Source organism: Enterobacter cloacae complex sp. 2021EL-01169 (assembly GCF_020733125.1).
Classification (GTDB): Bacteria; Pseudomonadota; Gammaproteobacteria; order Enterobacterales; family Enterobacteriaceae; genus Enterobacter; species Enterobacter roggenkampii.
Window position 1 is genome coordinate 42,000 of record NZ_JAJFTC010000001.1, and the last position, 15,683, is coordinate 57,682.

The following is a 15,683-nucleotide window of genomic DNA, read 5'->3' on the forward strand; positions in this document are numbered from 1 at the left end:
ATGTTAATTTTTCGTTAATTTATAGCAGGCTATCTACTTGCTTAATTTTTATATTCTCGCCAGACTATGGCCTCGATTTCGGGAGGGATTCATGGTCTTGCATTCCACGCGCTGGCTGGCGCTCAGTTATTTCACCTATTTCTTTAGCTACGGCATTTTTCTGCCTTTCTGGAGCGTCTGGCTTAAGGGTATCGGCCTGACGCCCGAGACCATCGGCGTTCTGCTGGGGGCCGGGCTGGTGGCGCGTTTCCTCGGCAGCCTGCTGATCGCCCCGCGCGTCAGCGATCCCTCCTTATTGATCAAGGCCGTACGCATTCTGGCTCTGCTGACCCTGGTCTTTGTGGCCTGCTTCTGGGTCAGCCATCAGTTTGCCTGGCTGATGGTGGTGATGGTTGGCTTTAACCTGTTCTTCTCACCGCTGGTGCCGCTGACGGATGCCCTGGCGAACACCTGGCAAAAGCAGATCACCATGGACTACGGTCGCGTGCGCCTGTGGGGTTCTATCGCCTTTGTGATTGGCTCGGCGCTGGTGGGGAAACTGGTCAGTCTTTACGATTACCGCGCCATTCTTGCCCTGCTGAGTATCGGTATTGCCTCGATGCTGCTGGGCATGCTTCTGCGACCGTCGGTGATGCCGCAGGGGGAAAGTCGCCATCAGGAGAGCGCGGGCTGGCCCGCATGGCGGAGCCTGGTCGCACAGAGCTGGCGTTTTCTGGCGTGCGTGTGCCTCCTTCAGGGGGCACACGCGGCGTACTATGGTTTCAGCGCCATCTACTGGCAGGGGGCGGGATATTCCGCTTCCGCCGTGGGCTATCTGTGGTCGCTGGGCGTGGTGGCCGAAGTCATTATCTTTGCCCTGAGCAAAAAACTGTTCCGCCGCTTTGGCGCGCGTGACCTGCTGCTGCTTTCCGCCGTGTGCGGCGTGGCGCGCTGGGGGATTATGGGCTGGACGACCGATCTGCCGTGGCTGATTGTGGCGCAAATTCTTCACTGCGGCACCTTTACCGTGTGCCATCTGGCGGCCATGCGCTATATCGCAGCGCGCGAGGGCGGGGACGTGATTCGCCTGCAGGCCGTCTATTCGGCAGTGGCAATGGGGGGCAGTATCGCGATCATGACGGTGTTTGCGGGGTTCCTCTATCAGCATCTGGGGCACGGCGTCTTCTGGGTGATGGCGCTCGTCGCCTTGCCCGCCATTGTTGTTCGACCTAAAGTGGCCGCCCGCGCGTCGCTATGATTCCAGCATGGCGCGAATATGTTCTTGCTGCTGCGCGTTCAGTGTCTCAACGGCATGGATCAGCGGCGGCGAGAACAGCGGCAGGGCCGTCGGGTAGGGGGTGATAACCAGCGCGGCTTCGCGCGGCGCCCCCTCTTTCTGAAAAGCCTGCAGCGTCAGGTAGCGTATGTTGAGCGGCAGCAGCGTCAGCTCGCGAAGCTGCTGTTCGATCTGCTCCTCACTGGCTTTATCGTCTCCCGTCAGCAGGATCACCTGTTTTTCATGCAGATCGGTCTCCTGCATCAGCCAGGCACCGAAAATTACCGCCACCAGGCTCATCTCTTCGTCGGAAAAACGCAGCCCGAATTCCGCCTCCAGCTCAAACAGCGCCTCTTTCGTGGTGCGTAACAGCCGGGGATAAAGGCGATGGATCTCCTCCGGCAGGCTGTTGTCGATGCCGATCTCAAACAGCGAACGGTCCAGCGCCTGAGCCAGATGGATATACAGCTGATCGGTCAGCCCCTGCTCATCGCTGAAGTTCATTCCGGTCTGCGAGCGAAAACGGGCCACCATGCGCACGATGGCCCGGCGTAGACGCTGATCCTGCTGGTGCTTATCGAGCACCGGATCGGGCGTGCGGAGCATCATAAACAGCAGCGCCAGAAAAAGCTGTTCATCCACGTGCGCGCCCTGTGGCACGCGCCGCTTCCAGTGGCGGACAATCTCCTGCGCCGTAAAATACTCTCCCCGCGACTGGGTCCAGCTGCGCTGGGCATGCGAAAACTGCGGCGTATTCCCGAGCTGGTGCTGAATAAGACAATATTGCAGATAGAGCTGTAAAAACTGCACATCGCGGCATTCAAACTGGCGCTGCAGCTTGCGTGAGCAGAAGCCGATCAGCGCCCGCAGGTTCGCATCGTCATAAAGCGGGCGCGCGATGCCGAGTTGTTTAAGCGCGGTTTTTAATGCGGGGGTAAACTGGTGCGAGACAAACTGCGGGCAGAGCCGCAGCGCCCGACGCAGCCAGTGTAGCAGGCATAAACGCTGATTCAGGGCTGTGCCTTCAATCCGGTAGCAGCCGTCGTGGTGCGTGACGATATCCAGCCGGTGATAGCGCTGGATTTCATCGCGCGTCTCGGCTATATCTTGCCGTGCCATCGCGTCGTCCACGCCGTTGGCAGCGATTATGCTCTGTGCGGTGACGGCAGCATCGGGCAGGTAAAGCATCAAAAGCACCTGGCAGCGGCGCTGCGAACTGGAAAGCACAGATGGAATTTCAAGCGTCGTCATCATCTGTCGGGTATCCAGTGTGAATGTTTGATAAGAATAGCTAAAGGATGAGCGCTGAAAAGCGCGCCGGCAGGCCTTTCACTCAGGATTGCAGGGGAACATCACAGAATTTTTGACGTGAGGAATTGATGCAAACAGTTAAACAAAGTGCGATGGCGTTATTTTTGGCGGTTATCACCTTCACCGCCAGCGCCCACCCTCACAGTTTTATTGGCCTCCAGACCGAGCTGGTCACCGACGGCACGCAGCTGAGCGGCCTGAAAATGCGCTGGACGATGGATGAAATCACCTCGGCTGACCTGCTCTATGATGCGGGAAACGCGAAGCCCGGCGACGACATCTGGAAAAAACTGGCGGCGGAAGTAATGGCCAACGTGCTCGGCCAGCACTACTTCACCGAGTTCTGGCATAACGGACAAAAGGTCAAATTTCAGAACCGTCCAACGGAATACGGGATGACGCGTGACGGGCATCAGGCGGTGCTGACGTTCGTGCTTCCGCTGGCGCATCCTCAACCGCTGGCCGGGCAAACGTACCGCTTTTCCACTTTTGACCCTACCTACTATGTCGACATGCGCTATGACAAAGACAGCGACGTACGGCTGCCGAACGCGCTGCAAAAAAGCTGCAAAATTGGCGTACACACCCCGAAACCCAGCGAAGAGACGCTGAACTTTGCGATCTCGCTGGATAAAGCAGATGCCCCGCCTGAGGACATGGAGCTGGGTAAACAGTTCGCGCAGGAGGTGACGTTACAATGTCAGTGATCTCCTCTCCAGTTCGGAAGTCTCGCCGCTGGCTACACCTCTGGCCGCTGGCGCTCTTTTTGCTGTTCGCGGTTTGCGGGGCGCTGTGGCTGTGGCAGGCCTGGCCGCAGGTGATGATGAAAAGCATTATCTGGCAGCGTGAGGTCAACCAGCAGATGAGCGGACTGCTGAAGGCGGTGGCCGAGAACCCGGCCAAAGCGGGCGGCTCGCTGCTGGCGTTCAGTTTTGTCTATGGCGTTCTGCACGCGCTGGGGCCGGGGCACGGCAAAATCGTCATCACCACCTGGCTTGCCACCCATCCGTCTAAGCTGAAATCGAGCATCGGCCTGACGCTGGCCTCTTCGCTGCTTCAGGGCGGCGTGGCGATTGCGCTGGTTGTTGTTGTGCTTTCGCTGTTACAGCTTCCGGCGCGCCAGCTGCACATGAGCAGCTTCTGGCTGGAGAAGGGCAGCTATGCGCTGGTGGGCGTGCTGGGGCTGATCCTCTGCTGGCGGGCGCTGAAAAAACTGCGCGCGCTGCTGAAAAAGCCCACGTTCAAATCCTTTACGCCGCACCACGTTCATGATGAACACTGCGGCTGCGGTCATCAGCATCTGCCCACGCAGGAACAGTTGCAGAACGGCGACGACTGGCGCGCCCGGCTGATGATTATTCTCTCGATGGGGATGCGCCCGTGCTCGGGTGCCATTATGGTGCTGCTGTTCAGTAAGATAATAGGTGTCTTTGGCTGGGGAATGCTCTCGGCGCTGGCGATGGCGGCAGGAACCTCTCTCACCATTTCGTCTTTAGCGCTGCTGGTTCACAGCTTCCGTCAGCTGGCGGTCAAACTCAGCGGCAGGAAAACGCCGGTGCTGTGGCGACAGATAGGGTGGACAACGCTTGCGCTGGCGGGGGGAGTGCTTCTGCTGGTGGCGGCGGTGACGATGTGGATGAGTGCGGTACCGGTGGGAAGGGGGTTGCGGCCTTTCTAGCGTGCTGAGGGATTTTGTAGGCCCGGTAAGCGTAGCGCCACCGGGCTTAACAAACTGGATTAACGCTTCAGCGCATCGCTCAGTTCATCACGCATGTTGGCCAGCATGGCTTTAACAACGCGTGGGTTACCCGCAACAATGTTGCCGGTAGACATATAGTTATGGCCGCCGGTGAAGTCACACACAATGGCGCCTGCTTCACGCGCGATCAGCTCGCCCGCTGCAAAATCCCATGGCTTCAGTGAGAGTTCGAAGTAACCGTCAACGCGGCCGGTGGCAACGTAGGCCAGATCCAGCGCAGCAGAACCGGTGCGACGGAAGTCCGCGCATTCGGTGAACAATTTGCCGAGGATATTCATATAGGTGGTCGCGTGCTGTTTCGCCTTGAACGGGAAACCGGTCGCCAGGATGGTGCCGTCCAGATCGCGTGCGTTGCTGCAGCGCAGACGGTAGCCGTTCAGCTGTGCGCCCTGACCGCGGGTCGCGGTGAACAGTTCGTTACGCATTGGATCGTACACAACGGCGACTTCAGTACGGCCTTTAATGCGTACGGCGATAGACACAGAGAAGTGTGGCAGGCGTTTGACGAAGTTGGTGGTGCCATCCAGTGGATCGATAACCCATTGAACATCCTGATCGGTACCTTCATGTTCACCGCTTTCTTCGGTGATGATGGTGTGCTGTGGGTAAGATTTGCGGATCGTTTCGATAATAATCGCTTCTGCGGCTTTATCGACGTTCGTCACGAAATCATTGCTGCCTTTCTGGCTGGTTTCTACGGAGTCTGGCGTTTCGTAGTGTTTGGCAATTACATTACCCGCCTTGCGCGCTGCGCGCACGGCGATGGTCAGCATCGGATGCATCGGTCTCTCTCACTGGATGTTAAAGAACAGGAAAATCGGCGCAGAGTATAGCAGCGGGATCGGATTATGTCTCCCGTTTATGATAATATGCCCGAATATTCTTCAGACACTGAATCCAGACATTAAAAATTATGCTGCAAAACATTCGAATCGTGCTGGTCGAAACATCGCACACCGGCAACATGGGCTCCGTTGCCCGCGCTATGAAAACCATGGGCTTAACGAACCTGTGGCTGGTTAACCCGCTGGTGAAGCCAGACTCGCAGGCCATCGCCCTGGCGGCCGGAGCCAGCGACGTGATCGGCAACGCCCAGATCGTCGATACCCTTGACGAAGCGCTGGCCGGCTGCAGCCTCGTTGTCGGTACCAGCGCCCGTTCGCGCACGCTGCCGTGGCCAATGCTCGATCCGCGTGAATGCGGCCTGAAAAGTGTCTCTGAGGCTGAACAAGCACCGGTTGCGCTGGTGTTCGGCCGCGAGCGCGTTGGCCTGACCAACGACGAGCTGCAGAAGTGTCATTATCACGTGGCGATTGCGGCAAACCCGGAGTACAGCTCGCTGAACCTGGCGATGGCGGTGCAGGTTATCGCCTATGAAGTGCGTATGGCGTGGCTGGCAACGCAGGAAAAAGAGGTTGAGCCTAAAGAAGAGACGGCTTACCCGCTGGTGGACGACCTTGAGCGTTTCTACGGTCACCTGGAGCAGACGCTGCTCTCAACCGGTTTCATCCGCGAAGGCCACCCGGGTCAGGTAATGAATAAGCTGCGCCGTCTGTTCACCCGCGCGCGTCCGGAAAGCCAGGAGCTGAACATCCTGCGCGGGATCCTGGCGTCGATTGAGCAGAAGAATAAAGAGTAGTGTCGTCTGTTCGCCGGGTGGCGCTTCGCTTATCCGGCCTACAAAACCGCAGGTCGGGTAAGCGAAGCGCCACCCGACAAAAAACGGCACAGAAGGTTAAATACCTGACTAAAACAGTCAAGTAAATAGTTGACCATTTTAGTCAGGAATGTCAGACTTGGCCCTGCTATGCAATACCCCATTTTACAATAAAAAACCCCGGGCAGGGGCGAGTTTGAGGTTAAGTAAGACATGAGACTGACATCTAAAGGGCGTTATGCCGTGACCGCGATGCTGGACGTTGCGCTCAACTCCGAAGCGGGCCCGGTTCCGTTGGCTGATATTTCTGAACGACAAGGGATCTCCCTCTCTTATCTGGAACAGCTGTTCTCCAGACTGCGTAAAAATGGACTGGTTTCCAGCGTTCGTGGCCCAGGCGGCGGTTATCTGCTGGGTAAAGACGCGGGCAGTATTGCAGTTGGCGAAGTGATCAGCGCCGTTGACGAATCCGTTGACGCGACCCGTTGCCAGGGTAAAGGCGGCTGCCAGGGCGGCGATAAATGCCTGACCCACGCGCTGTGGCGCGATCTGAGCGACCGTCTGACCGGCTTCCTGAACAACATCACCCTCGGTGAGCTGGTGAATAACCAGGAAGTTCTGGATGTTTCGGGCCGTCAGCACAGCCATGATTCCCAACGCAGCACCCGCGCGCAGGACGCTATCGACGTCAAATTACGCGCGTAATAAAACGATAAGTATTTCAGAATCAGGCCGGGGCGTAGACTCGCCCCGTGTACTCGGTCGTACATCCAGCCGGTTGCCTGATTCCTTGCATTGAAGCGATGTACGGAGTTTAAAGAGCAATGAAATTACCGATTTATCTCGATTACTCCGCAACCACGCCGGTGGACCCGCGTGTTGCCGAGAAAATGATGCAGTGTCTGACCCTGGACGGAAACTTTGGTAACCCAGCTTCCCGTTCACACCGTTTTGGCTGGCATGCTGAAGAGGCGGTTGATATCGCCCGTAATCAGATTGCTGACCTGGTGGGTGCCGACCCGCGTGAGATTGTTTTCACCTCCGGTGCGACCGAATCCGACAACCTGGCGATCAAAGGTGCAGCCAACTTTTATCAGAAAAAAGGCAAGCACATTATCACCAGCAAAACCGAACACAAAGCCGTGCTGGACACCTGCCGCCAGCTGGAGCGTGAAGGGTACGAAGTCACCTATCTGGCGCCACAGAGCAACGGCATTATCGATCTGAAAGAGCTCGAAGCGGCCATGCGTGATGACACCATTCTGGTCTCCATCATGCACGTCAACAACGAAATCGGCGTGGTACAAGACATCGCGACCATCGGCGAAATGTGCCGCGCGCGCGGTATCATCTACCACGTGGACGCGACCCAGAGCGTGGGCAAACTGCCTATCGACCTGAGCCAGCTGAAAGTTGACCTGATGTCCTTCTCCGGCCACAAAATCTATGGCCCGAAAGGCATCGGCGCGCTGTACGTTCGTCGTAAACCGCGTATCCGCATCGAAGCACAGATGCACGGCGGTGGTCACGAGCGCGGCATGCGTTCCGGTACGCTGCCTGTTCACCAGATCGTGGGCATGGGCGAAGCCTACCGCATTGCAAAAGAAGAGATGGAAACCGAGATGGCACGCCTGCGCACGCTGCGTAACCGTCTGTGGGACGGCGTGAAAGATATGGAAGAAGTGTATCTGAACGGCGATCTCGAGCAGGGCGCACCGAACATCCTCAACGTCAGCTTCAACTATGTTGAAGGCGAGTCGTTGATCATGGCGCTGAAAGACCTGGCGGTTTCTTCCGGTTCTGCCTGTACGTCTGCAAGCCTTGAGCCATCCTACGTGCTGCGCGCGCTGGGTATGACTGACGAGCTGGCACACAGCTCTATCCGTTTCTCTTTAGGTCGTTTCACTACCGAAGAAGAGATTGACTACACCATCAAGCTGGTTCGCAACTCCATTGGCCGTCTGCGCGACCTTTCTCCACTGTGGGAAATGTTCAAGCAGGGCGTGGATCTGAACAGCATTGAATGGTCACATCACTAATCGGTACATAAGGAGAATTCAATCATGGCATACAGCGAAAAAGTCATCGATCATTACGAAAACCCGCGCAACGTTGGCTCTTTTGACAACAGCGACGAATCTGTTGGTAGCGGCATGGTCGGTGCGCCAGCGTGTGGCGACGTGATGAAGTTGCAGATTAAAGTCAACAATGAAGGTATCATTGAAGACGCGCGCTTCAAGACCTACGGCTGCGGTTCTGCTATCGCGTCCAGCTCCCTCGTCACCGAATGGGTGAAGGGCAAGTCTCTGGACGAAGCACAGGCAATCAAGAACACGGATATTGCTGAAGAACTCGAACTGCCACCGGTGAAAATTCACTGCTCAATTCTGGCAGAAGACGCGATCAAAGCCGCCATTGCGGATTACAAAAGCAAACGTGAAGCAAAATAATTGAGGTTTGAGTATGTCGATTACCCTTAGCGACAGCGCTGCCGCGCGAGTAAGCTCTTTTCTGGCGAACCGTGGTAAAGGCTTTGGCCTGCGACTGGGCGTACGTACCTCCGGCTGTTCTGGTATGGCTTACGTATTGGAGTTTGTTGACGAGCCGGCGTCTGACGACATCGTGTTTGAAGACAAGGGCGTGAAGGTGGTGGTCGATGGCAAAAGCCTGCAATTCCTCAACGGCACTCAGCTGGACTTCGTCAAAGAAGGCCTGAACGAAGGGTTCAAATTTACGAACCCGAACGTCAAAGACGAGTGTGGTTGCGGCGAAAGCTTCCACGTTTAACCGCGCGTCATCCGAAACCCCACCGTGGCGTTACCCGCTACGCGTGGGGTTTGTTCTAACAGGCTACCCCTGAGATTGTTATGGATTACTTCACTCTCTTCGGACTACCCGCTCAATACCCGATCGATCTTCAGGCGCTGACGATCCGTTTTCAGGATCTGCAGCGTCAGTACCATCCGGACAAATTCGCGAGCGGTACTCAGGCAGAGCAGCTGGCTGCGGTGTCGCAATCCGCGACCATCAACCAGGCCTGGCAGACGTTGCGCCATCCGCTGGCGCGCGCTGAGTATCTGCTCTCGCTCCACGGTTTTGATCTGGCGAGCGAACAGCACACCGTGCGCGACACGGCGTTTCTGATGGAGCAGCTGGAGCTGCGCGAAGAGCTGGATGAGATTGAACAGGCCAAAGACGAAGCGCGTCTGGAAAGCTTCATCACGCGCGTGAAGGGCATGTTCGATACCCGCCATCAGCAGATGGTGGAGCAACTGAACAACGAGACCTGGGACGTGGCGGCAGATACTGTGCGCAAACTCCGTTTTCTCGATAAACTGCGAAGCAGTGCTGAACAACTCGAAGAAAAGCTGCTCGATTTTTAATTTCGGAAGCAATTATGGCCTTATTACAAATTAGTGAGCCTGGCTTAAGTGCCGCACCGCACCAGCGTCGTCTGGCGGTGGGTATCGATCTGGGCACCACCAATTCCCTCGTGGCGACCGTGCGCAGCGGCCAGGCGGAAACGCTGGCTGACGAGCAGGGCCGCCATCTGCTGCCTTCCGTAGTCCACTACCAGCAGCAGGGTCACGCGGTCGGCTATGACGCCCGCGCTAACGCCGCGCGCGATCCGGCGAATACCATCAGCTCCGTCAAGCGCATGATGGGCCGCTCGCTGGCCGATATTCAGACCCGCTACCCGCATCTGCCGTATCAGCTGCAGGCCAGTGAAAACGGCCTGCCGATGATTGCGACCGCGGCCGGTCTGCTGAACCCGATTCGTGTTTCTGCTGACATCCTCAAAGCGCTGGCGGAGCGTGCTACGGCCACGCTCGGCGGCGATCTGGACGGCGTGGTGATCACCGTTCCTGCCTACTTTGATGATGCACAGCGTCAGGGCACCAAAGACGCCGCGCGTCTGGCGGGCCTGCACGTGCTGCGTCTGCTGAACGAACCGACGGCGGCGGCGATTGCCTACGGCCTCGATTCCGGTCAGGAAGGGGTGATCGCGGTTTACGATCTCGGCGGCGGGACATTTGATATCTCTATCCTGCGCCTGAGCCGCGGGGTATTTGAAGTGCTGGCGACCGGCGGGGATTCCGCGCTGGGCGGCGATGACTTCGACCATCTGCTGGCGGACTACATCCGCGAGCAGGCAGGCATCAGCGATCGCAGCGATGCGCGCGTACAGCGTGAACTGCTGGATGCGGCCATCGACGCCAAAATTGCCCTGAGCGATGCGCAGAGCGTCACCGTCAATGTTGCGGGCTGGCAGGGTGACATCACCCGCGACCAGTTTAACGATCTGATTGCCCCGCTGGTGAAACACACCTTACTGGCCTGCCGTCGCGCATTGAAAGATGCCGGCGTTGAGGCTAGCGAAGTGCTGGAAGTGGTCATGGTGGGCGGTTCGACCCGCGTGCCGCTGGTGCGCGAGCGCGTGGGCGAATTCTTTGGCCGCACGCCGCTGACCTCCATCGACCCGGACAAAGTGGTTGCCGTCGGCGCCGCGATTCAGGCCGATATTCTGGTTGGCAACAAGCCGGACAGTGAAATGCTGCTGCTGGATGTCATCCCGCTGTCTCTCGGTTTAGAAACCATGGGCGGCCTGGTGGAGAAAGTGATCCCGCGTAACACCACCATCCCGGTGGCGCGCGCGCAGGAGTTCACCACCTTTAAAGACGGCCAGACCGCGATGTCCATCCACGTGATGCAGGGCGAGCGCGAGCTGGTGCAGGACTGCCGCTCTCTGGCGCGCTTTGCGCTGCGAGGCATCCCGGCGCTGCCGGCGGGCGGGGCGCATATTCGCGTCACCTTCCAGGTGGATGCGGACGGCCTGCTGAGCGTCACGGCGATGGAAAAATCCACCGGTGTCGAGTCGTCTATTCAGGTTAAGCCGTCCTACGGCCTGACCGATGGCGAAATCGCCTCCATGATTCAGGACTCAATGAGCTACGCCGAGCAGGATGTGAAGGCGCGTATGCTGGCGGAACAAAAAGTGGAAGCCGCACGCGTGCTGGAGAGCCTGAACGGCGCGCTCGCTGCCGACGCCGCGCTGTTAAGCGCCGCTGAGCGCCAGGTGATTGACGACGCTGCCGCGCGCTTAAGCGCTGTCGCAGTAGGCGATGACGCTGACGCAATAGAAGAAGCCATTAAAAACGTTGATAAACAAACCCAGGACTTCGCTGCTCGCCGCATGGACAAATCTGTCCGCGTCGCGCTGAAAGGCCAGTCCGTGGACGAGGTTTAATATGCCAAAGATTGTAATTTTGCCTCATGCGGACCTCTGTCCGGATGGTGCTGTTCTGGAAGCGAAGACCGGCGAAACAATTCTCGATGTAGCCCTGCGTGCAGGTATCGAAGTGGAACACGCCTGTGAAAAATCCTGTGCCTGCACCACCTGCCACTGCATCGTGCGTGAAGGTTTTGACTCTCTTGCCGAGAGCACCGAAGACGAAGACGACATGCTGGATAAAGCATGGGGTCTGGAGCCAGACAGCCGCTTAAGCTGCCAGGCAGCGGTGACCGATGAAGATCTGGTCGTGGAGTTCCCACGCTACACCATCAACCACGCACGCGAGCATTAATATGGGACTGAAGTGGACAGACAGCCGTGAAATCGGCGAAGCGCTCTACGACGCGAATCCGGATCTCGATCCGAAGACCGTACGATTCACCGATATGCATCAGTGGATCTGCGATTTAGAGGATTTCGACGACGATCCAAACGCATCCAATGAAAAAATTCTGGAGGCGATTCTGTTAGTCTGGTTAGATGAAGCAGAATAAATAACAAAACGGGCTGCCTTCAGGCGGCCCGTTTGCTAGTTGCTAATAAGGAAAAATAAAATGACCGAAGCGATGAAGATTACGCTCTCGAATCAGCCTGCCGACGCGCGCTGGGGCGAGAAAGCCACCTACAGCATTAATAACGACGGTATTACCCTGCACCTGACGGGCAATGATGATTTGGGCCTGATCCAGCGCGCCGCGCGTAAAATTGACGGTCTGGGCATTAAGCATGTCTCGCTGGAAGGCGAAGGGTGGGACACCGACCGCAGCTGGGCGTTCTGGGCGGGCTATAAAGGGCCGAAAGGCACCCGCAAAATTGAGTGGGCGAACCTCGACGAAGCCGGTCAGAAAGAGCTGGAAAGCCGCCTGAAAATTATCGACTGGGTGCGCGACACCATCAACGCCCCGGCGGAAGAGTTAGGCCCTGAGCAGCTGGCGCAGCGCGCCGTTGACCTGCTGTGCGGCGTGGCGGGCGACAAGATGTCCTACCGCATCACCAAGGGTGAAGACCTGCGCGAGCAGAACTACATGGGTATCCACACCGTGGGCCGCGGCTCCGAGCGTCCTCCGGTGCTGCTGGCGCTGGACTACAACCCAACCGGCGATAAAGACGCCCCTGTCTTTGCCTGCCTGGTCGGTAAAGGCATCACCTTCGACACCGGCGGCTACAGCCTGAAGCAGAGCGCGTTCATGGACTCCATGAAGTCCGACATGGGCGGCGCGGCCACCATCACCGGCGCGCTGGCCTTTGCCATCACCCGCGGTCTGAAAAAGCGCGTGAAGCTGTACCTGTGCTGCGCGGACAACATGGTCAGCGGTAACGCCTTCAAGCTGGGCGACATCATTCGCTACCGTAACGGCAAAAACGTTGAGGTGATGAACACGGACGCCGAAGGCCGTCTGGTGCTGGCCGATGGCCTGATCGACGCATCTGCCCAGAAGCCTGAGCTGATCATCGACATGGCGACTCTGACCGGTGCGGCGAAAACCGCGCTGGGTAACGACTACCACGCGCTGTTCAGCTTTGACGACAAGCTGGCCGCACGCCTGCTGGCCAGCGCCGCGGCGGAAAACGAACCGTTCTGGCGTCTGCCGCTGGCCGAGTTCCACCGTAGCCAGCTGCCGTCTAACTTTGCCGAGCTGAACAACACTGCCAGCGCGGCGTACCCGGCGGGTGCAAGCACGGCGGCAGGCTTCCTGTCTCACTTCGTTGAGAACTACCACGAGGGCTGGCTGCACATCGACTGCTCCGCGACGTACCGTAAAGCGGCGGTTGAGCAGTGGTCCGCAGGCGCGACCGGTCTGGGCGTGCGTACCGTGGCGAACCTGCTGACGGCTGAGTAATCTTTTTTGCCGGGTGGCGCTACGCTTACCCGGCCTACAAAACCCGTAGGCCCGTGCAAGCGTAGCGCCGCCGGGCAAGTGTGAAGTAGCCAAACTATGTCAGATACCAAAAACGAATTAGAAACCCTGCTGGAGCAGGCGGCGACCGAGCCCGCCCACCGTCCGGCCTTTTTCCGCACGCTGCTGGAATCCACCGTCTGGGTGCCGGGCACTGCGGCTGAAGGTGAACAAGTCGTAGAAGACAGCGCGCTGGATCTGCTGCACTGGGAGAAAGACGACGGCACGTCGGTGATCCCGTTCTTCACCTCGCTGGAAGCGCTGCAGAAAGCGGTAGAAGATGAACAGGCGTTCGTGGTGATGCCGGTGCGTACCCTGTTTGAAATGACGCTCGGCCAGACGCTGTTCCTGAACGCGAAGCTGCCGACCGGGAAAGAGTTTACGCCACGTGAAATCAGCCACCTGATTGGCGAAGAGGGCAACCCGCTCAGCACGCAGGAAGTGCTCGAAGGGGGCGAAACACTGCTGCTCTCTGAAGTGGCCGAGCCGCCCGCGCAGATGATTGATTCCCTGACGACGCTGTTCAAAACGCTCAAGCCCGTCAGGCGCGCATTTCTCTGCTCCATTAAAGAGCGCGCGGACGAAAAGCCGGTGCTGTTGATCGGTATTGAAGCCGATGGCGATTTCGACGAGATCGTTCAGGCAGCGGGCAGCGTGGCGACCGACACGCTACCGGGCGATGAACCAATTGATATCTGCCAGGTGAAAAACGGTGAGAAGGGCATCAGCCACTTTATTACCGAGCACATTACGCCGTTCTACGAGCGTCGCTGGGGCGGCTTCCTGCGCGATCTCAAGACCAACCGCATCATCTGATGACAGCGGGGTGAATATCACCCCGTTGCTTCCAGCAGCAGTAAATCCATCAGCAGCACCAGATTCGACTCAAACGACGTCACCCCTGCGGCTTCGGCGGCAAAGTGCACCGCTTCGTCATAGAGGGCAAAGTGCACGTCGGCCATCTCCGCCAGCGTGTTGGCCGAGGCGCGGGTAAACGCGACGATCGTCATGCCGACGTTTTTGGCTATCCGCGCTTTATCCAGCACCTGCTCCGTTTCGCCGCTGCGCGAGACGGCAATAAACACCTGATAGCGGGCGGCATTGCTGAGAAAAATGTTCCGGCTGTCGCCCGGTCCGGAGATAAACGCCGTTTTGCCCATTACCTGTAGCTTCTTGGTCAGGTACTCCGCAAACAGATAAGAAAACCCGGCCCCGTAGAGAAAGAAGCTCTCTTTCTGGCGCAGCAGGTCGGAAAACTGCTGGCGTTTGTCCTGGGTAACCCACTGAAAGGTGTGCTGATAGTTGGCGATAAACTGGTTAAACAGCACCGGGAGTTCAGGACGCGACTGCGCCTGAGCGGCAATATGCGGCGTGTCGGAGAGCAGCTGCTTGCAGTGCCAGATAAACTCGCTAAAGCCGCTGAACCCCAGCTTCTGGCACAGCCGCATGATGGTGGCGGTAGAAACGAATGTCGCCTTTGCCAGCTCGCGAACCGTGATGTTGCCCACCAGCAGCGGATGCTCCGTGAGGTGGGCGAGGACGCGATACTCCGCGCGGGTCAATGACGCCCCGCGCGTTAACAGCGTGGCCAGGCGGTTATCCATTATTTCGCGGGTTCAACCGGCAGGTCGTCACGCGCGCCCCATTCGCTCCAGGCGCCGTCGTAGAGCGTGACGTCGCTTACGCCGAGCGTGGCGAGCGCCAGAATGACCACGCAGGCCGTTACGCCGGAACCGCAGCTGGCGATAATCGGACGATGCAAATCCACGCCCTGACGTTCAAAAATGGCGCGCAGCTCGTCGGTGGTTTTCAGCTCGCCCTCAAACACCAGGTCGCCCCACGGCACGTTCAGCGCGCCCGGAATATGTCCACGCTTCAGCCCCGGACGCGGTTCATCCGCTTCGGCATTAAAGCGCGGAGCAGGACGGGCATCGACGATTTGCGCCGTTTTTTCATGGCTCACGACCAGCACGTCGGTCAGGCGTTTCACTACGTGTGCGTCGAACGTGGCATCGAACTCGCCTTCCGGCAGCGTGACGTCACCCTGCTGAAGCGGTAGCTCGTCACGCTTCCAGCCCGCGAGGCCGCCCGCCAGAATCGAGACTTTTTCCACGCCGAAGTTTTTCAGCATCCACCACGCGCGCGGCGCGGAAAAGAGGTTACCTTCATCATAGACAACGAGGTGTTTGTCTTTGCTGACGCCCAGCTCGCGCATCGCCACGGAAAACGCTTCCGGGCGCGGCAGCATGTGCGGCAGGGGAGAGGTATGATCGGAGAGGGCTTCGATATCAAAAAATACCGCGCCAGGCAGATGCCCGGCACGGTATTCACCGGGCACGTCACGATGCTCTTGCCCCGGCGGGGCCATACGCGCGTCAATAATCTGGACTTCCGGATCGTCACCGTGCTCAATCAGCCAGTCGGCGGCGACAAAATATGAGGTGGACATGGGTTGCCTCCATTCTTTTCCGTAAAAAAGGATTGTCGGTGTTTTTTCTGACACCGACAAG

At 58.1% G+C, this 15,683-nt stretch carries 18 protein-coding genes; 14 read left to right on the top strand and 4 right to left on the bottom strand.

Annotation, left to right across the window (positions count from 1 at the left end):
- Window positions 1–91 precede the first annotated feature (91 nt).
- Complete coding sequence (locus tag LLF79_RS00215; protein ID WP_008502163.1) at window positions 92–1,237, top strand: 3-phenylpropionate MFS transporter; 1,146 nt, start codon at window positions 92–94, stop codon at window positions 1,235–1,237.
- Here LLF79_RS00215 and csiE read toward each other — a convergent pair.
- A complete protein-coding gene (gene csiE / locus LLF79_RS00220; RefSeq protein WP_008502162.1) occupies window positions 1,232–2,509 on the bottom strand; it encodes a stationary phase inducible protein CsiE in 1,278 nt (425 codons plus the stop codon). The genes LLF79_RS00215 and csiE overlap by 6 nt on opposite strands.
- Before the next feature lie 125 nt (window positions 2,510–2,634).
- Here csiE and LLF79_RS00225 point away from each other — a divergent pair, with 125 nt between their 5' ends.
- Complete coding sequence (locus tag LLF79_RS00225) at window positions 2,635–3,273, top strand: DUF1007 family protein (RefSeq protein ID WP_045416250.1); 639 nt, start codon at window positions 2,635–2,637, stop codon at window positions 3,271–3,273.
- A complete protein-coding gene (locus LLF79_RS00230; RefSeq protein ID WP_193147956.1) occupies window positions 3,264–4,244 on the top strand; it encodes a nickel/cobalt transporter in 981 nt (326 codons plus the stop codon). Before LLF79_RS00225 ends, LLF79_RS00230 begins: the two co-directional genes overlap by 10 nt.
- A 59-nt stretch (window positions 4,245–4,303) precedes the next feature.
- Here LLF79_RS00230 and suhB read toward each other — a convergent pair whose 3' ends face one another.
- Window positions 4,304–5,107, bottom strand: coding sequence for an inositol-1-monophosphatase (suhB, locus tag LLF79_RS00235; protein ID WP_003860668.1), 804 nt, complete (start codon window positions 5,105–5,107; stop codon window positions 4,304–4,306).
- Between the two features lie 131 nt (window positions 5,108–5,238).
- Between suhB and trmJ the strand changes: the two genes are divergently transcribed.
- The 11 genes from trmJ (at window position 5,239) to sseB (ending at window position 13,989) form a co-directional block, all read left to right on the top strand.
- Window positions 5,239–5,964, top strand: a complete 726-nt coding sequence (gene trmJ, locus LLF79_RS00240; RefSeq protein ID WP_008502159.1) for a tRNA (cytosine(32)/uridine(32)-2'-O)-methyltransferase TrmJ — start codon at window positions 5,239–5,241, stop codon at window positions 5,962–5,964.
- Window positions 5,965–6,195: 231 nt separating this feature from the next.
- Window positions 6,196–6,687, top strand: a complete 492-nt coding sequence (iscR, locus tag LLF79_RS00245) for a Fe-S cluster assembly transcriptional regulator IscR (RefSeq protein WP_008502158.1) — start codon at window positions 6,196–6,198, stop codon at window positions 6,685–6,687.
- 119 nt (window positions 6,688–6,806) lie between these two features.
- On the top strand, window positions 6,807–8,021 hold the full coding sequence (gene iscS / locus LLF79_RS00250; protein WP_008502157.1) for a cysteine desulfurase: 1,215 nt from the start codon (window positions 6,807–6,809) through the stop codon (window positions 8,019–8,021).
- Window positions 8,022–8,045: 24 nt separating this feature from the next.
- Window positions 8,046–8,432 (top strand): Fe-S cluster assembly scaffold IscU, encoded by a 387-nt coding sequence (gene iscU, locus LLF79_RS00255; RefSeq protein ID WP_003860661.1) that lies wholly within the window; start codon window positions 8,046–8,048, stop codon window positions 8,430–8,432.
- Window positions 8,433–8,445: 13 nt separating this feature from the next.
- Complete coding sequence (gene iscA / locus LLF79_RS00260) at window positions 8,446–8,769, top strand: iron-sulfur cluster assembly protein IscA (RefSeq protein WP_008502156.1); 324 nt, start codon at window positions 8,446–8,448, stop codon at window positions 8,767–8,769.
- An 80-nt stretch (window positions 8,770–8,849) separates the two neighbouring features.
- On the top strand, window positions 8,850–9,365 hold the full coding sequence (gene hscB, locus LLF79_RS00265; RefSeq protein WP_008502155.1) for a co-chaperone HscB: 516 nt from the start codon (window positions 8,850–8,852) through the stop codon (window positions 9,363–9,365).
- A gap of 14 nt (window positions 9,366–9,379) precedes the next feature.
- Window positions 9,380–11,230, top strand: a complete 1,851-nt coding sequence (gene hscA / locus LLF79_RS00270; protein WP_227878976.1) for a Fe-S protein assembly chaperone HscA — start codon at window positions 9,380–9,382, stop codon at window positions 11,228–11,230.
- 1 nt (window position 11,231) lies between these two features.
- A complete protein-coding gene (gene fdx, locus LLF79_RS00275) occupies window positions 11,232–11,567 on the top strand; it encodes an ISC system 2Fe-2S type ferredoxin (RefSeq protein WP_003860652.1) in 336 nt (111 codons plus the stop codon).
- Between the two features lies 1 nt (window position 11,568).
- Entirely contained in the window at window positions 11,569–11,769 is a 201-nt protein-coding gene (gene iscX, locus LLF79_RS00280; protein ID WP_003860650.1) for a Fe-S cluster assembly protein IscX, read from the top strand.
- Window positions 11,770–11,829: 60 nt separating this feature from the next.
- Window positions 11,830–13,116 (top strand): aminopeptidase PepB, encoded by a 1,287-nt coding sequence (gene pepB / locus LLF79_RS00285; RefSeq protein WP_021241865.1) that lies wholly within the window; start codon window positions 11,830–11,832, stop codon window positions 13,114–13,116.
- Window positions 13,117–13,212: 96 nt separating this feature from the next.
- Window positions 13,213–13,989, top strand: a complete 777-nt coding sequence (gene sseB, locus LLF79_RS00290) for an enhanced serine sensitivity protein SseB (protein ID WP_008502151.1) — start codon at window positions 13,213–13,215, stop codon at window positions 13,987–13,989.
- 17 nt (window positions 13,990–14,006) lie between these two features.
- Here the strand turns inward: sseB and LLF79_RS00295 are convergent, their stop codons facing one another.
- Both LLF79_RS00295 and sseA read right to left on the bottom strand, forming a co-directional pair.
- Entirely contained in the window at window positions 14,007–14,777 is a 771-nt protein-coding gene (locus LLF79_RS00295; protein ID WP_008502150.1) for a MurR/RpiR family transcriptional regulator, read from the bottom strand.
- The gene (sseA, locus tag LLF79_RS00300) at window positions 14,777–15,622 is read right to left on the bottom strand and encodes a 3-mercaptopyruvate sulfurtransferase (RefSeq protein WP_045406041.1); all 846 of its coding nucleotides are present in this window, start codon (window positions 15,620–15,622) and stop codon (window positions 14,777–14,779) included. The genes LLF79_RS00295 and sseA overlap by 1 nt, the downstream gene beginning before the upstream one ends.
- Window positions 15,623–15,683 lie beyond the last annotated feature (61 nt).

What these genes read in the sequence shown, in the direction of transcription:
- LLF79_RS00215 (WP_008502163.1), top strand. Translation starts at nt 92, where the DNA reads ATGGTCTTGCATTCCACGCGCTGGCTGGCGCTCAGTTATTTCACCTAT.
- csiE (WP_008502162.1), bottom strand. Translation starts at nt 2,509, where the DNA reads ATGATGACGACGCTTGAAATTCCATCTGTGCTTTCCAGTTCGCAGCGC.
- LLF79_RS00225 (WP_045416250.1), top strand. Translation starts at nt 2,635, where the DNA reads ATGCAAACAGTTAAACAAAGTGCGATGGCGTTATTTTTGGCGGTTATC.
- LLF79_RS00230 (WP_193147956.1), top strand. Translation starts at nt 3,264, where the DNA reads ATGTCAGTGATCTCCTCTCCAGTTCGGAAGTCTCGCCGCTGGCTACAC.
- suhB (WP_003860668.1), bottom strand. Translation starts at nt 5,107, where the DNA reads ATGCATCCGATGCTGACCATCGCCGTGCGCGCAGCGCGCAAGGCGGGT.
- trmJ (WP_008502159.1), top strand. Translation starts at nt 5,239, where the DNA reads ATGCTGCAAAACATTCGAATCGTGCTGGTCGAAACATCGCACACCGGC.
- iscR (WP_008502158.1), top strand. Translation starts at nt 6,196, where the DNA reads ATGAGACTGACATCTAAAGGGCGTTATGCCGTGACCGCGATGCTGGAC.
- iscS (WP_008502157.1), top strand. Translation starts at nt 6,807, where the DNA reads ATGAAATTACCGATTTATCTCGATTACTCCGCAACCACGCCGGTGGAC.
- iscU (WP_003860661.1), top strand. Translation starts at nt 8,046, where the DNA reads ATGGCATACAGCGAAAAAGTCATCGATCATTACGAAAACCCGCGCAAC.
- iscA (WP_008502156.1), top strand. Translation starts at nt 8,446, where the DNA reads ATGTCGATTACCCTTAGCGACAGCGCTGCCGCGCGAGTAAGCTCTTTT.
- hscB (WP_008502155.1), top strand. Translation starts at nt 8,850, where the DNA reads ATGGATTACTTCACTCTCTTCGGACTACCCGCTCAATACCCGATCGAT.
- hscA (WP_227878976.1), top strand. Translation starts at nt 9,380, where the DNA reads ATGGCCTTATTACAAATTAGTGAGCCTGGCTTAAGTGCCGCACCGCAC.
- fdx (WP_003860652.1), top strand. Translation starts at nt 11,232, where the DNA reads ATGCCAAAGATTGTAATTTTGCCTCATGCGGACCTCTGTCCGGATGGT.
- iscX (WP_003860650.1), top strand. Translation starts at nt 11,569, where the DNA reads ATGGGACTGAAGTGGACAGACAGCCGTGAAATCGGCGAAGCGCTCTAC.
- pepB (WP_021241865.1), top strand. Translation starts at nt 11,830, where the DNA reads ATGACCGAAGCGATGAAGATTACGCTCTCGAATCAGCCTGCCGACGCG.
- sseB (WP_008502151.1), top strand. Translation starts at nt 13,213, where the DNA reads ATGTCAGATACCAAAAACGAATTAGAAACCCTGCTGGAGCAGGCGGCG.
- LLF79_RS00295 (WP_008502150.1), bottom strand. Translation starts at nt 14,777, where the DNA reads ATGGATAACCGCCTGGCCACGCTGTTAACGCGCGGGGCGTCATTGACC.
- sseA (WP_045406041.1), bottom strand. Translation starts at nt 15,622, where the DNA reads ATGTCCACCTCATATTTTGTCGCCGCCGACTGGCTGATTGAGCACGGT.